Annotated in this window: 15 protein-coding genes; 5 read left to right on the top strand and 10 right to left on the bottom strand. The window is 60.2% G+C overall.

Features of this window, described 5'->3' with window-relative positions:
- The first annotated feature begins 60 nt into the window (after positions 1-60).
- Positions 61-2,142 (top strand): glycogen debranching protein GlgX, encoded by a 2,082-nt coding sequence (glgX, locus tag AC4CWF_RS03365; RefSeq protein WP_491283726.1) that lies wholly within the window; start codon positions 61-63, stop codon positions 2,140-2,142.
- Between the two features lie 359 nt (positions 2,143-2,501).
- Here glgX and glgA read toward each other — a convergent pair whose 3' ends face one another.
- Both glgA and AC4CWF_RS03375 read right to left on the bottom strand, forming a co-directional pair.
- Complete coding sequence (gene glgA, locus AC4CWF_RS03370; protein WP_491283727.1) at positions 2,502-3,968, bottom strand: glycogen synthase GlgA; 1,467 nt, start codon at positions 3,966-3,968, stop codon at positions 2,502-2,504.
- Between the two features lie 363 nt (positions 3,969-4,331).
- Positions 4,332-4,625, bottom strand: a complete 294-nt coding sequence (locus AC4CWF_RS03375; protein WP_491283728.1) for a DUF2934 domain-containing protein — start codon at positions 4,623-4,625, stop codon at positions 4,332-4,334.
- 179 nt (positions 4,626-4,804) lie between these two features.
- Between AC4CWF_RS03375 and AC4CWF_RS03380 the strand changes: the two genes are divergently transcribed.
- On the top strand, positions 4,805-5,026 hold the full coding sequence (locus tag AC4CWF_RS03380; RefSeq protein ID WP_491283729.1) for a hypothetical protein: 222 nt from the start codon (positions 4,805-4,807) through the stop codon (positions 5,024-5,026).
- Between the two features lie 148 nt (positions 5,027-5,174).
- Here AC4CWF_RS03380 and AC4CWF_RS03385 read toward each other — a convergent pair whose 3' ends face one another.
- The 4 genes from AC4CWF_RS03385 to AC4CWF_RS03400 all read right to left on the bottom strand — a co-directional run bounded on the left by AC4CWF_RS03385 (position 5,175) and on the right by AC4CWF_RS03400 (position 6,860).
- Positions 5,175-5,672 carry a YciE/YciF ferroxidase family protein gene (locus AC4CWF_RS03385; protein WP_491283730.1) on the bottom strand — a complete coding sequence of 166 codons (498 nt, stop codon included), beginning with the start codon at positions 5,670-5,672 and terminating at the stop codon, positions 5,175-5,177.
- A 105-nt stretch (positions 5,673-5,777) separates the two neighbouring features.
- Entirely contained in the window at positions 5,778-5,945 is a 168-nt protein-coding gene (locus AC4CWF_RS03390) for a hypothetical protein (protein ID WP_491283731.1), read from the bottom strand.
- Positions 5,942-6,166, bottom strand: coding sequence for a hypothetical protein (locus tag AC4CWF_RS03395; RefSeq protein ID WP_491283732.1), 225 nt, complete (start codon positions 6,164-6,166; stop codon positions 5,942-5,944). The genes AC4CWF_RS03390 and AC4CWF_RS03395 overlap by 4 nt, the downstream gene beginning before the upstream one ends.
- Before the next feature lie 106 nt (positions 6,167-6,272).
- Entirely contained in the window at positions 6,273-6,860 is a 588-nt protein-coding gene (locus AC4CWF_RS03400) for a cysteine hydrolase family protein (RefSeq protein ID WP_491283733.1), read from the bottom strand.
- A 125-nt stretch (positions 6,861-6,985) separates the two neighbouring features.
- On the opposite strand from AC4CWF_RS03400, the gene AC4CWF_RS03405 reads away from it, so the two are divergent.
- A complete protein-coding gene (locus AC4CWF_RS03405) occupies positions 6,986-7,318 on the top strand; it encodes a hypothetical protein (RefSeq protein WP_491283735.1) in 333 nt (110 codons plus the stop codon).
- 28 nt (positions 7,319-7,346) lie between these two features.
- Here AC4CWF_RS03405 and AC4CWF_RS03410 read toward each other — a convergent pair whose 3' ends face one another.
- Both AC4CWF_RS03410 and AC4CWF_RS03415 read right to left on the bottom strand, forming a co-directional pair.
- On the bottom strand, positions 7,347-7,523 hold the full coding sequence (locus AC4CWF_RS03410; protein ID WP_491283736.1) for a hypothetical protein: 177 nt from the start codon (positions 7,521-7,523) through the stop codon (positions 7,347-7,349).
- Positions 7,524-7,708: 185 nt separating this feature from the next.
- A complete protein-coding gene (locus tag AC4CWF_RS03415) occupies positions 7,709-8,083 on the bottom strand; it encodes a hypothetical protein (RefSeq protein WP_491283737.1) in 375 nt (124 codons plus the stop codon).
- 187 nt (positions 8,084-8,270) lie between these two features.
- On the opposite strand from AC4CWF_RS03415, the gene AC4CWF_RS03420 reads away from it, so the two are divergent.
- Positions 8,271-8,771 (top strand): sigma-70 family RNA polymerase sigma factor, encoded by a 501-nt coding sequence (locus AC4CWF_RS03420; RefSeq protein ID WP_491283738.1) that lies wholly within the window; start codon positions 8,271-8,273, stop codon positions 8,769-8,771.
- Positions 8,772-8,916: 145 nt separating this feature from the next.
- The gene (locus AC4CWF_RS03425) at positions 8,917-11,262 is read left to right on the top strand and encodes a glucose/quinate/shikimate family membrane-bound PQQ-dependent dehydrogenase (RefSeq protein WP_491283739.1); all 2,346 of its coding nucleotides are present in this window, start codon (positions 8,917-8,919) and stop codon (positions 11,260-11,262) included.
- Between the two features lie 77 nt (positions 11,263-11,339).
- Here the strand turns inward: AC4CWF_RS03425 and AC4CWF_RS03430 are convergent, their stop codons facing one another.
- Positions 11,340-11,615: a BON domain-containing protein gene (locus AC4CWF_RS03430; protein WP_491283740.1), complete on the bottom strand. Its 276-nt coding sequence runs from the start codon at positions 11,613-11,615 to the stop codon at positions 11,340-11,342.
- 53 nt (positions 11,616-11,668) lie between these two features.
- Positions 11,669-13,225, bottom strand: a complete 1,557-nt coding sequence (locus tag AC4CWF_RS03435; protein WP_491283741.1) for a PAS domain-containing sensor histidine kinase — start codon at positions 13,223-13,225, stop codon at positions 11,669-11,671.
- Positions 13,226-13,271: the final 46 nt, after the last annotated feature.

Consider the following 13,271-nt stretch of genomic DNA (forward strand, 5'->3'; position numbering starts at 1 on the left):
AGTGCGGGAACGAAATGGTCCCTCGCGCTTTGTGTGCGCACAGCGACAGAAGGTGCGGCAATGGATATGAAAACAACTGATTTTACGGTGGAAGCGGGTTCCTGGTTGGAACTCGGTGCCACTTACGATGGCAATGGCACGAACTTCGCCATTTTTTCCGCCCATGCGGAACGCATCGAGCTTTGCCTGTTCGATCCCTCCGGCAAGACCGAGATCGCGCGCATCACGCTTCCGGAATACACCAACGAGATCTGGCACGTCTATTTGCCGGGCGTGAAACCCGGCCAGCTTTATGCCTACCGCGTGCATGGCCCGTTCGATCCCGAAAACGGCCACCGCTTCAACGCCAACAAGCTGCTCATCGACCCTTATGCGCGCGAACTCGTCGGCAATTTCGACTGGAACGACGCACATTTTGCCTATGACCTTTTGGCCGAAGACAAGGACCTCACCTTCGACGAGCGCGATAGCGCGCCTTATACGCCGAAATGCCGGGTCATCGATCCCTTCGCCTTCGACTGGAGCGGCGATAGCCGTCCGAACATTTCCTGGCCAGCAACCGTCGTTTATGAAACCCACGTCAAAGGCTTTACCAAGCTGAACCCGGCCATTCCGGAAAACCAGCGCGGCACGTTCGAGGGCATGGGCCACAAGGCCACCGTCGATTACATCAAGAGCCTCGGCATCACCTCCGTCGAGCTTATGCCGGTCCACGAGTTCCCGGATGACCAGCACCTTCTCGACAAGGGACTGCACAATTTCTGGGGTTATAACACCATCGGCTTTTTCGCGCCCGCCTCGCGTTATTACGGGCCAAAGGGTATTCAGGGTTTCCGCGACATGGTGCGGTCCTTCCATGATGCCGGCATCGAGGTGATCCTCGACGTGGTTTATAATCATACCGCCGAAGGCAACGAGCTTGGACCGACGCTCTCCTTCAAGGGCATCGACAATTTTTCCTATTACCGCACGCTGCCGGACAATCACCGGTATTATATCAACGATACCGGCACCGGAAATACCGTGAATACCTCCCATCCGCGCGTGTTGCAGATGGTGATGGATTCGCTGCGTTACTGGGTCGACCACATGCATGTCGACGGTTTCCGCTTCGATCTCGGCACCATTCTCGGTCGTGAACCGGAAGGTTTCGACGAGCGCGGCGGTTTCTTCGATGCCATCACCCAGTGCCCGACGCTCTCCAAGGTCAAGCTGATCGGCGAGCCCTGGGATATCGGCCCTGGCGGTTACCAGGTCGGCGGTTTCCCGCCCGGCTGGGCCGAATGGAACGACAAATACCGCGACACGACCCGCGAATACTGGAAGGGCGACCAGAATACGGCGCCGGATTTTGCCGCACGCCTGCTCGGCTCCGGCGACATCTACGACCAGCGCGGCCGTCGCCCGTGGTCCAGCGTCAACTTCCTCGCCGCCCATGACGGTTTTACGCTGAACGACATGGTGTCCTACAACGAGAAGCACAACGACGATAACGGCGAAGACAATAACGACGGCCATAACGACAACCGCAGCTACAACTATGGCGCCGAAGGTCCGACCGAGGACGACGGCATCAATGCGGTGCGCGAGCGCCAGAAGCGCAACTTCCTCGCGACGCTGTTCCTGTCGCACGGCACGCCGATGCTTCTGGCCGGCGACGAGTTTGGCCGCAGCCAGATGGGCAATAACAACGGCTACTGCCAGGACAGCGAAATCTCCTGGGTCCAGTGGGAAGGCCTGCCGGAAACCAATGAGGCACTGCGCAACTTCACCCGCCACGTTATTGCCCTTCGCCAGAAGCAGCCGCTGTTTCGCCGCGAAAACTGGCGTGACGGCATGGAAGTGAACTGGTTCAACGCCGGCGGCGGTTATCAGCAGCCGGAACAATGGCTGGAGGGCACGACGCTTGGCCTTCATCTCGGCCGCCGCGACCTGGAGGGACAGAAGGGCATCTGGTCGGATGCGTTGATGTTGTTCAACCCGTTCGAAGGCACGGTGCCGTTCAAGATCCCGCCGCTCAACAAGGGCCGCTGGATCCTCGAACTCACCACCGCAGACCCGACCGTGCGCGGTCAGGAGATCGACCAGGACGAGGATTTCGAGCTGGAAGGCCGTAGCCTTGCTGTGTTCCGCCGCGGCTGACGGTTCAGACGACAGATAAAATGAGAAGGCCGGCAACCCGTTTGCCGGCCTTTTTGCATTTGAAGACCGGCGCGAAGACCATGCTGTTGTTTATTTGCTGATCGGTAGCCAGACGTCATTCCCAATAGGTAACGCCCAGCGCGCCCCCGGCCGTAGCCGATAAACAGGGGCTTGGCGGTGAAGCAACAGCCTTTCTCTGCCTTGGGTTCCAAAGCGGCGCCGACGCAAAAGCGGCCCGAAAGGCTATGCTTCGGGCCGCTGACTATGGATTGGGAGGAGAAGACCGGAGCGTTGGCAAGAGCGGCGAAGGGCGCGAAAAAAAGCCGGTCGCTCAAAAGCCGCGACCGGCCTCTTCTCGATCAGCCACCCATGCGGCGCAAGCCGCCATCGGCGCGTTTGCCGACGAGGTTGGCGTAGATCGCGGCATATTTTTCGGCACTGCGTTCCCAGGAAAAACGGGTCTTCATGCCCTGGTTCTGCAGGCGTGCCCAACTGCGCGTGTCGGAATAGGTGTCAAGCGCGCGACGAAGCGCCAGGCGCAGGCCATCGGTGTTGACAGGATGAAACTGGAAGCCGGTGGCCACGCGCGCAGAGACAGCCGCATCATTGGCATCGATGATGGTTTCCGACAGGCCGCCGGTGCGCGACACCACGGGCACGCAACCATAACGCAACGCGTAAAGCTGGGTCAGCCCGCATGGCTCAAAGCGAGACGGCTGCACGATCGCATCCGAACCGCCATGGATGAGATGGGCCGTTGGCTCGTCATAACCGACATGCACGGCCATGCGCCCGGGAAAACGAGCGGCAGTTGCCCGAAGCGCGTCCTCGATCTCACGGTCGCCTTTGCCGAACACGATCAGCTTGCCGCCGTTATGGATGATTTCGTCGGCGGTATCGGCCAGCATATCCATGCCCTTTTGCCAGGTGAGGCGGGTGACGGCTGAAAAAACCGGGCCGTCGCCCTGCTCAAGGCCGAAGCGCTCCAGAAGCACCGCACGGTTCTCGCGCTTGCGCTTCAAACTCGTCGCATCGTAGTTGCGCGGCAGATAAGTGTCGGTGGAGGGGTTCCACACGTCGAGATCGATGCCGTTGACAATGCCGCGAAGCGCCATGACCCGTTCGTTCAAAACGCCATCCAGCCCCATGCCGAAGCGCGGGGTGAGGATTTCCCGGGCATAGGTGGGGCTGACCGTGGTAATCGCATCCGATGTCTGCAGTCCGCCCTTGAGGTAGCTGATATCGCCGAAATATTCGAGGCACTGCGTCGTGTAGGTGCTGCGCGGCAGGCCGATGGCCGGCAGGCGGTCGACGCCGTACTGGCCCTGGAATGCAAGGTTATGGATGGTGAGAACCACCGGCAGGGTGCAACCCATCTCGCGCATGTAGACGGAGGTCAGCGCTGCCTGCCAGTCATGGGTATGCACCAGATCGGGCTTCCAGGCGGGCAGGGCGCCATTGGCAATTTCAGCGGCTGCCCGTGACAGGGCTGCAAAGCGCTTCCAGTTGTCCGCGTGGTCCCTGCCGGCTTCATCGACATAAGGCCCGCCCGGGCGGTCAAACAGCGATGGCGCATCCAGCACGAAAAGATCGAGGTCATCGATATGAGCGTGGAGAAGACGGGCCGGTTCGCCCAGAAGATCATCGAAGGCAAGGAGCGGAACCGCACCCTCGATCTTGTCCATCACGACAGGATAACCGGGCACAAGGGTCGACGTCGACACGCCGCAGGATCGCAGGGCCTTGGGAAGCGAGCCGGTCACGTCGGCCAGACCACCCGTCTTGATCAGGGGGAATAGCTCCGATGTTACCGATAGAACGTTCATATGTGGCCTGTCCCTCTCTGGCGCGTCCGCCTCGGATGTCCGGTCCCGGCCACGCCGAATACGGCGGTCGTCAAAGCTTACGGGAGCATTCATCATGGCGAAATCCTGCGCGCGCCTGTGGTTGTGTGGTGGCAAACGCGCCGGCCACGAAGGGTGTTCCATCCGTCAGAGGAAATCAGGAGGGCGGGAAGCTCGGCCTGCATGGCATGTCCAAAAAACACGAAAAATCACGAGGCGCCGTGAAGATCTCCACGGCGCAAGGGGTGGTTCTGAGGGAGCGGGGATCGCTCGTTTGGTCTGTTGGAAGCGCGTGAGCGCATCACGCCGGGCAAAATCCGCCAGGGATCCTGTCGGCAAGCCGTGTCAGAGGCCGGTCTTTTTTGTCGAGCGCTTCCTGGCCGGCGCGGCCACAGGCTTTGCGGTGGCCTTTGGCTTTGGTTTGGCCGGTGCCGTGTCGATGACCGGATCGTTCGGAGCGGGCTCAACCGCCAAGGGTTTCGAGGCGTCCGCCGTGTCGGGTGTCTTGCCCGAAGCACTCAGCGCTTCATATTCCCGGCGCGCCTGTTCCCAATGCGCACTATCCTTGCCATGTGCATAACCGTCTTCTTCCCACAATGCGTAGGCGCGGTGTCTGATCCACTCTTCTGAGTCCGCCATCTTCGTCTCCATTAGCCCGAGCATCGAAACGCGCTTTGCCTCAAAAAGTTCCGGCGCAATTGGATTTTGTGCGCTGCAACGGCCGCTGGCAAGCCATGGAGTGTCGAATTTTTTTTAAACGCGCCGGGAACTTTATGATCGCCTTCCGGTTGGAACGACGGGCGAGGAGGGCCCGTTCCATGGAAAAATGTTTCGATATCATTCCCCATGCCACCGGCTGGATCTATGTGCTGGATGGAAAGCGCTCCGCTTCCTATCCGTCCTACGGTCTGGCGCTGAAAGCTGCCAAAAGCCATGCGGAGCGCGAACTGGAAACGCTGCGCCGCCCCATCTTTCGCCGGCAGGAGGTGAGCGGCGAGATGATCAAGGTGACGCCGCAGCCGCCGATGCATTCCCTCTGACGATCAGACTGCGGCGCACGCAGCGCGCCCGTCGACGGGAACCTACTAAAAAGCCCGCGAACCGTGAATGGTTGGCGGGCTTTTCGCTTTTCGCAACGTGCGAAAACTGCCATGCGGCTCACCGATCCGGCAAGCCGCATGTCGATCGTCAGGCGGCCTTCTTGGCCGCCATGTTGACCGCGCTGTCGGCAAGCGCCGTCAGCGTCTCGTCCGTCTTGCTTTCTTCGGCAAGCGTCTCTTCAAGAAGCGTAACCGCATCCTTCAGGCCCAGCTGCTTTGCCCAGGCAACGAGCGTGCCGTAGCGGCTGATCTCATAGTGCTCGACTGCCTGTGCGGCCGCCAGAAGACCAGCGTCCAGTGCCGGCGTCCCCTTGAATTCTTCAAGGATTTCCTCGCCTTCTTCGATAATGCCTTCGATGGCGGCGCAGGTCTTGCCGCGCGCGCGCTTGCCAATCAGTTCAAAGACCTGCTGAAGGCGTTCGATCTGACCGTCGGTTTCATCCTTGTGCGTCAGGAAAGCCTGCTTCAGCTTGGCATCCTGGGCGCCGCGGGCCATTTTCGGCAGCGCCTTGGAAATCTTGCGCTCGGCATAATAAATGTCTTTCAGGGTCTCGTAAAACAGATCCTCAAGGGTCTTCGTTGCCATGATGGGTGTCTCCTCATCGGGTTTTGTAAGGGGAAAATAGCGTGGCGCTGGAAGGCGCACTGTTCTAACCCGTCGATGCCGACAATGTTCCCGCTGCCTTGCTGGTTATTCCGCGCGTGAAACCGGCTTCTCGTAGAGATCGCGCACGGCATTGTCCTGGCGTATTTCCTCGACGCGGTTCAGCCTGCGGCGGCGCATCATGGCATAGACAATGGCTGCCCCGAGAAGGACCGGGCCAAGTGCGACGGCAAAGAACCAAAGATTGTCGATCATTTGCGTTTGGCCTCCATCTCCTGCTTGGCGCGTTCCTCGTCGGCGAGGTCGTCTTCAGGATAATCATCGGCATTGCGTTTTTTGTCGGCCACCGGGTCGTCGGCAAAGATATTGGCCTCGCCCTGTTCGTAGCCGCTCGGGCGCGTTTCAGCCGGGCCCTCCCAGCGGGGTTTTTGAGAAATTTCGCCGGGTTTGCCGGAGCTTGTCGGTTCATGGCGCATCGCAGTCTCCTCCGTTTCATGGTGTGACACCTTGCTCATGGAGAACAACCGGCAGCAAAAAGGTTTGTTCCGGTTTGCGGCTGTATGCCGGCCTGCCGGCGATAGTTCATCGCCACCAGGCCAGAATCTCGTCCGTCGTCATCAGGTTGAGCTGTACTGAAAAGCGCGAGGCATAGAGTTCCAGGGAATCGTTGTGGGTGCGGTCCGACGTACTGCAGATCGCATCCTTTACCAGCACAACGCGGTAACCGAGATCGACTGCACCCAGCACCGCTGCCAGTACGCAGACATCGGTTTCTCCGCCGGAAATAACCAGTGTGGTTGCCTTCTTGTCGCAGAGGTAATGGTTCAGCCGTCCATCGAGCCAAGGCGAATAGATCGGCTTGTCGAACACCACCGCTGGCGGCACCAGCACCTTCAGTTCCGGTAGGATGTCGATCAGTTCCTCGCCAAGCGCATTGCGAGTCATGTTAGACCATTTGTCGAAATAGGCTCGCCATTGACCACTGGCCTCGTTTGGTGTGTGCGGCGGCACGAAGCGGGTAAAGATCGTGCGCTCGGGGTGGGCCTGCGCAAGCCGTGCTACCGGCTCGCGCACCTTTTCCATCCATTCGATATGCCAGGGCGTATCTTCTGCAAACAGCCGCTGCATGTCGACACACAGATGATAACAGTTGCCGCGATCTTGCATCATGTCCTCCTGTCTTGGGCATGCGACTGCCGCAACCGCACCGCGCTGCCAAAGTTCCGGCCGCAGAGGGCCGGAACGAAGGAAAGGCGAAGACGTTTTGTGGGTTAGAAAACCAAGGAGGAATTCCCATGTCGCAGGCGATGAAAATCTATCGACTGGTGCCAAGCGCCCCGCTTGATGATCCACAATGGATGGGACGTCCGCCGCAGGGGGAAGTGGTGGTGCGCGCACTGACCGCCGGCGATGCCCGGCTGGTGGCAACGGATGCAGAGCTTGATTTTACGGAAATCGATGCGAGCCCGGCTGAAGGAAATTCAACGAACATGGCAAGCGCATTTCGCAATGAGAAGCTTTATACGGTGATCGAGGATCTGTCGGGGCGGTTTTCGCCCGAGGGTCCGCGTGAAGTTGTCGACGGCATTGTGCGTGTCGACACCATCCTGCCTGTCCAGGTCGACTGAAAAGGCGCGCCCGCAGATAAGGTGTCGATCAGTCCTGGGCGTCAAGCTTGTCGTTCAGGGCCTTTTGCAGCTGACGCGCCAGATCAAGCAGCCGGTCCGGCACAGGTTCCTTTTCGATCTCGACGAGGAGATCGGCAACCTTGTCGCTGACTTTGGTTCCCAGAACTGTTTTTCCGCCGGCCATCTTACCCGAATTTCTCGTCATCCCGACCTCTCGGCGGAGCCTTTGCCTGTCCCACTCGGCTGCTGCGCACGTTCCCGTCTTACGGCAGCACCTTCTAAACTACTGGAAAGCGCGGAAAGGTCCCGCTTGTCAATGGGCACGGCACGCAAAGCAACACCCGGCTGCACGATCTGCAGCCGGGCGTGACTTATCGATCAGTTTTTTATTCAGCTGCGGCCGGGGATCGAGGTGATGGTGGCCGAGACCGGATCGCTTGCCGGAAAGCTGTCTTCAAGCCCTTCATTCAGCTGCTTTTCGATGTCCTGCCCGTTGTGGCGATCAGATTCCAGCGGCCGCTGCGTGCCAGGGCGGGCTGCTTCCTTTGCCGGTGCCGCCTCCACCATCTCATCCGGCAGTTCGCCCTGCGAGACAATACGGCCGAGAAATTCCTTTGCCTTTACAATGGCATTGCCGCGCGTCAGCTCGGATGTGTTCGAGCGCAGGCTGACGGATACCACATTGCCGTCCTCTTCGACGAATTCGACGGTATAACCGGCCTTGCCGCCACCTTCTGCAATCACCTGCGTGCCAACGATGCTCATGATGTAACCCTTTCCGGTTTCGTTTGTTGGGCAAAGAACGAAAACTGTCCTGAGTTTGTTCCGCAACGCGGCGGATCGCACCCCCTGGGAGGACAACTGCAGATCGTCATATTCAAGCGGAACCAAATAGACGTAACCGACGTTTGCCACCTCGATCCCACCACCGATACTGGAGAGGTTTGCAACGGTGTCCGAATCACAGTTGAGTCGCGATCCTGCCCGCGCAGACATTGTCAGACTCATCCCCGCTCTCCGCGCGTTTGCCCGCACCTTTTGCCGCAATTCGTCCGATGCGGATGATCTGGTGCAGGAAACCCTGATGAAGGCCTTGGGGAACCTCGACAAGTTCGAGCCGGGAACCAAGTTGAAGTCCTGGCTCTTCACGATCATGCGCAACACATTCTATACCCGCGCCAAGGTGCTCGGCCGCGAAGCGCCGGGGCTGGAGGAATGCGTGTCTGGCGATACGCCGATGGAGGCGACGCAGGAAATCCAGGCAAGGGCTCGCGAGGTGCAAAAGGCGCTGGCAAAGCTTCCTCCGCATTACCGTGAGGTCCTGACGCTCGTGGCCATCCTTGGCGAAAGTTATGAATCGGCCGCAGAAATCTGTGACTGCGCGATCGGAACGGTCAAAAGCCGCCTCAACCGCGCCCGTCACCAGATCCTGCAGGAGTTGGGCGAGGACTGACCGTCCCGTTCAGCCGGCGGCTGCGCAAATCCCATTATGGCAAGTTTCGGGCAAAACCTGGAACCTTTTCGTTCGTGTGCAGTTGTCCGGGCGGTTACGGCCTTGCGCCGTACTCCCTGCACACGATTTTTTTGGGATTTTCGATATGTCCGTTACGATCACAGCGGTCCTGTTCTCTTTGATCGGGATTGCTTTGGCGGCCGGTGGCGCCCAGCTTTTGATGCTGGGCGGAAGCGCCTATTACCTCATCACCGGCATTGCTTTTCTCCTCACCGCCATCCTGCTGTTTCTGCGCCGCGCGGCAGCACTCTGGCTTTATTCGCTGATCATTCTCGGGTCGCTCGGCTGGTCGCTGTGGGAGGTTGGCTTCGACTGGTGGCAGCTTGGGCCGCGGGGCGGCGTCATCATCGTGCTCGGCATCTGGTTGCTGATGCCGTGGATCCGCAGGCCGCTTGGCTTCAGGAGCCCGACAACCGGCTTCCGTTATGGCGCAAGTGCGGGACCGCTTGCCGCGTCGGTGACGCTGGCAATCGTTATTGCCGTCCTTTCGATGGTGATCGATACGACGGACACACATGGAAATCTGCCGGAAGAGCAGGTGGCTGCCGCGCCAAACCTCGGGGGCGATGTGCCGCCAGGCGAATGGCACCAGTATGGCCGCACGCCTTATGGCCAGCGTTATTCGCCGCTCGATCAGGTGAATGTCGAAAACGTTTCCAATCTGCAGGAAGTCTGGCGTTTCCAGACGGGCGACGTCAAGCTTCCGCAGGATGTGGGTGAAACCACCTATCAGGTGACGCCGCTCAAGGTTGGAAACTCGCTTTTTGTCTGCACGCCGCACAATTGGGCAATCGCCATCGACGCGACCACAGGCAAGCAGCAGTGGAAGTATGACAGCAATTCCGGTCTCAACCCCGACCGCCAGCACCAGACGTGCCGCGGCGTGACCTATTATGCGGATCCGGCCGCAGCGCCGGATGCTGCCTGCGCCACGCGCGTCTACCTGCCGACATCGGATGCCCGCCTCATCGCTCTCGATGCGAAGAATGGCGAAGTGTGCACGGATTTTGCAGACCAGGGTACGCTGCATCTGCAGGCCGGCATGCAATATAATCCGGCTGGCTATTATTATTCGACCTCACCTCCGGTCATCGTCGGCGGCAAGATCATCATCGGTGGCGCCGTCAACGACAACTACTCCACCCATTCGCAGTCCGGCGTCATCCGAGCCTTCGACGTGAAGACCGGTGCCCTGGTGTGGAACTGGGATTCGGGCAACCCGACGCAGACGGCGCCTTTGCCGGACGGTCAGAGCTATACGACCAACTCGCCCAACAGCTGGTCTGTCTTCAGCTATGACGAGGCTCTCGGGCTCGTCTATATTCCGCTCGGCAATCAGGTGCCCGACCAGCTCGGCATGAACCGCTCGGAAAGCGTCGAGAAATACTCCTCCTCCATCGTCGCACTCGATATCAACACCGGTGCCGATCGCTGGGTGCGCCAGACCGTGCATCATGACCTCTGGGACATGGACGTGCCGGCCCAGCCGGTGCTGATGGACCTGACCAAGGCTGACGGAACGCAGGTTCCAGCCCTCATCGGCCCGACCAAGCAGGGCGACATCTATGTGCTCGACCGTCGTACCGGCGAGCCGATCATCGATGTCGCCGAACAGCCGGCCCCCGGCGGTGCGATCCCTGAAGACCGCACATCGCCGACGCAGCCGATCTCGGCGCTCAACTTCCGCCCGCGTCCGCTGGAAGGCCGCGACATGTGGGGCGTCACCATGTTCGACCAGATGGTGTGCCGTATCCGTCTGAAGCAGCTGAAATACGAGGGCCAGTACACGCCGCCGTCGCTGCAGGGCTCGATCGTTTATCCCGGCAATTTCGGTACGTTCAACTGGGGCTCGGTTGCTGTCGATCCGGAGCGCATGGTCATGTTCGGCATGCCGACCTACCTTGCCTTCACCTCGCAGCTCGTTCCGCGCTCGGAAGTCCCGCCGAAGGGGTCTGACGAGAAGGGGTCCGAACAGGGGCTGAACCGTAATGAAGGCGCACCTTATGCCGTGCGCATGGGACCCTTCCTCGGCCCGCTGCAGATCCCCTGCCAGGCACCGCCATGGGGTTACGTCTCCGGCACGAACCTGCGCACCGGTGATATCGCCTACAAGCTGAAGAACGGCACCGTCTACGACATGACGCCACTGCCGCTGCCCTTCAAGCTTGGCGTTCCCGGCATCGGCGGCCCGATGATCACCAAGGGTGGCGTCGCCTTCCTCGGGGCTGCCGTCGACAACTACCTGCGCGCCTACAACCTCACCAATGGCGAGCAGCTGTGGGAGGCACGGCTTCCGGCCGGTGGCCAGTCCACCCCGATGACCTATTCGGTGGAAGATGGCCGTCAGTTCGTGGTGATGGTGGCCGGCGGTCACGGCTCGGTCGGCACCAAGCCGGGTGACTATGTCATCGCCTACGCGCTTCCGCGCTAAGCGTCAGGTTCGGACAAAATAGAAAGCCCGGCGCGTGAACCTCACGCGCCGGGCTTTTGTCGTTCAAAAAGAGGATATCAGAGGGGTTGCTGCGCAGTGATGCTGTTGACGACCGATCGGATGCCCGGCACGGAGAGGGCAACTTCCTCGGCGCGGGCGACCTCTTGCGGGCGCAGCACCGTTCCGGCAAGATTTGCCTGCGATCCCTTGACGACAACGGTCACATCCGTCGCATCAAGTCCGCCGGCTCCCGCAAGCGCTGCTGCAACGTCTGTCTCAAGCACGGCTTGCGGCGGAACCTCGCGTTCCACCGTCGGCTCCTGTTCATGAAAGGTCTGTGGTTTGAAAACCATGGGGCATCCTCCTGAGGTTGCGGTCTGCTTCAACGCTTCAGGACGATGTTGGTTCAGCCTGCCTGCAGTGCAGAGACGATGGAGGCCTTCAGCTGCTGCTGGGAAAACGGTTTTGGCAGGCGGGGCAGCTGGATGGTTTCACCGGAGGGCAATTCCGCATAACCGGTTGCCAGCACGATCGGTAGCTGCGGCCGCGTTGCACGAATGCGGTGAGCAAGCTCGGCCCCCGTCATCTTCGGCATCGAATGGTCGGTGATCACCATATCCACCACCTGGCCGGATTCCAGAACCTTCAGCGCTTCTTCGCCATTATAGGCCTCGATCACCGTATGGCCGAGGTCTTCCAGCATCAGCGTCGTGTTCATGAGAACCAGCGCATCGTCATCGACGGCCAGAATGGTCAGCGCGCGGTGGAGATGGGGCATGTCGTTCATGGGGGTCACCTCTTCCTTCGGCAACAGGTGTACGGCATCCTCTGCGACGACCGCAGGCAGCAGCATCGTAACGGTGGTGCCGAGACCCTTTTCGCTTTCCAGCAGCAATTGCCCGCCGGATTGTTCCGTCAGGCCTTGCACCATTGATAGACCAAGTCCGGTGCCTTTGCCTATTCCCTTGGTGGTGAAGAACGGGCTCGTTGCGCGCGCCCGTGTCTCTTCATCCATGCCTTCGCCGGTATCGCTGACCGAAATGGCGACATGGGTACCGGCTGCCAACAGGCCCCGCGGTTTCGGGACCTCTCTGTTGGCTGCCGATATACGGATCGTGCCGCCCGACGGCATGGCATCGCGCGCATTGACGACAAGGTTGATCAGCGCCGTCTCGAACTGATTGGCATCGGTCAGAATGCGCGGCAGGCCCGGCTCGCAGGCCACGTCGATCACCGTATTGGCGTCCAGCGAGCGGCGCACCAGTTCCAGCATGCCGTGGATCAACTCCTCCACATCGACGGCGCGCACGTCGAGTTCCTGGCGGCGCGAAAAGGCCAGCAGCCGCTGCGTCAGCGCGGCACCTCGCTCGGCGCCGCGAATGGCATTGGTCACAAGCGGCATCAGCTGCGGATCATCGGGCATACGTTTTTGCAGGATCTGCAGGCTACCGAGTACTGCCATCAGCAAATTGTTGAAATCATGCGCAATGCCGCCGGTCAGCTGGCCGATGGCTTCCAGCTTCTGTGCCTGGAACAGGTCTTCACGCGCCTTGGCCAGTGCCAGCTGCGTGTCGCGCTTTTCGCTGATGTCGCGGGTGATCTTGGCAAAGCCGAGAAGCGTGCCGGTGTCGTTTCGGATGGCGTCGATGACAACATTCGCCCAGAAGCGGCTGCCATCCTTGCGGATGCGCCAGCCTTCCTTTTCGAAGCGGCCGGTGCCGCGGGCAATCGCCAGCCCCCGTGCCGGTTCGCCGGCAGCCAGATCCTCCTCGGTATAGAAGCGTGAAAAATGCGCGCCGATGATTTCGGACGCGGCATAACCCTTCACCCTCTGCGCTCCGGGGTTCCAGCTCGCCACATAACCCTCGGGGTCGATCATGTAGATGGCATAATCGCTAATGGAATTGATCAGCAGCCGGTAGTGATCCCGCGTCTCCAGCTGCCCTTGGAGGCCATCGGCCATTGCACCCCTCATTCTCGCATGGGTTATGCGACCGCAGATAACGGCT

The organism is Neorhizobium sp. PAMB6630 (assembly GCF_058242775.1).

Coding starts and splice junctions, on each gene's coding strand:
- glgX (WP_491283726.1), top strand. CDS start 61: ATGGATATGAAAACAACTGATTTTACGGTGGAAGCGGGTTCCTGGTTG.
- glgA (WP_491283727.1), bottom strand. CDS start 3,968: ATGAACGTTCTATCGGTAACATCGGAGCTATTCCCCCTGATCAAGACG.
- AC4CWF_RS03375 (WP_491283728.1), bottom strand. CDS start 4,625: ATGGCGGACTCAGAAGAGTGGATCAGACACCGCGCCTACGCATTGTGG.
- AC4CWF_RS03380 (WP_491283729.1), top strand. CDS start 4,805: ATGGAAAAATGTTTCGATATCATTCCCCATGCCACCGGCTGGATCTAT.
- AC4CWF_RS03385 (WP_491283730.1), bottom strand. CDS start 5,672: ATGGCAACGAAGACCCTTGAGGATCTGTTTTACGAGACCCTGAAAGAC.
- AC4CWF_RS03390 (WP_491283731.1), bottom strand. CDS start 5,945: ATGATCGACAATCTTTGGTTCTTTGCCGTCGCACTTGGCCCGGTCCTT.
- AC4CWF_RS03395 (WP_491283732.1), bottom strand. CDS start 6,166: ATGCGCCATGAACCGACAAGCTCCGGCAAACCCGGCGAAATTTCTCAA.
- AC4CWF_RS03400 (WP_491283733.1), bottom strand. CDS start 6,860: ATGATGCAAGATCGCGGCAACTGTTATCATCTGTGTGTCGACATGCAG.
- AC4CWF_RS03405 (WP_491283735.1), top strand. CDS start 6,986: ATGTCGCAGGCGATGAAAATCTATCGACTGGTGCCAAGCGCCCCGCTT.
- AC4CWF_RS03410 (WP_491283736.1), bottom strand. CDS start 7,523: ATGACGAGAAATTCGGGTAAGATGGCCGGCGGAAAAACAGTTCTGGGA.
- AC4CWF_RS03415 (WP_491283737.1), bottom strand. CDS start 8,083: ATGAGCATCGTTGGCACGCAGGTGATTGCAGAAGGTGGCGGCAAGGCC.
- AC4CWF_RS03425 (WP_491283739.1), top strand. CDS start 8,917: ATGTCCGTTACGATCACAGCGGTCCTGTTCTCTTTGATCGGGATTGCT.
- AC4CWF_RS03430 (WP_491283740.1), bottom strand. CDS start 11,615: ATGGTTTTCAAACCACAGACCTTTCATGAACAGGAGCCGACGGTGGAA.
- AC4CWF_RS03435 (WP_491283741.1), bottom strand. CDS start 13,225: ATGGCCGATGGCCTCCAAGGGCAGCTGGAGACGCGGGATCACTACCGG.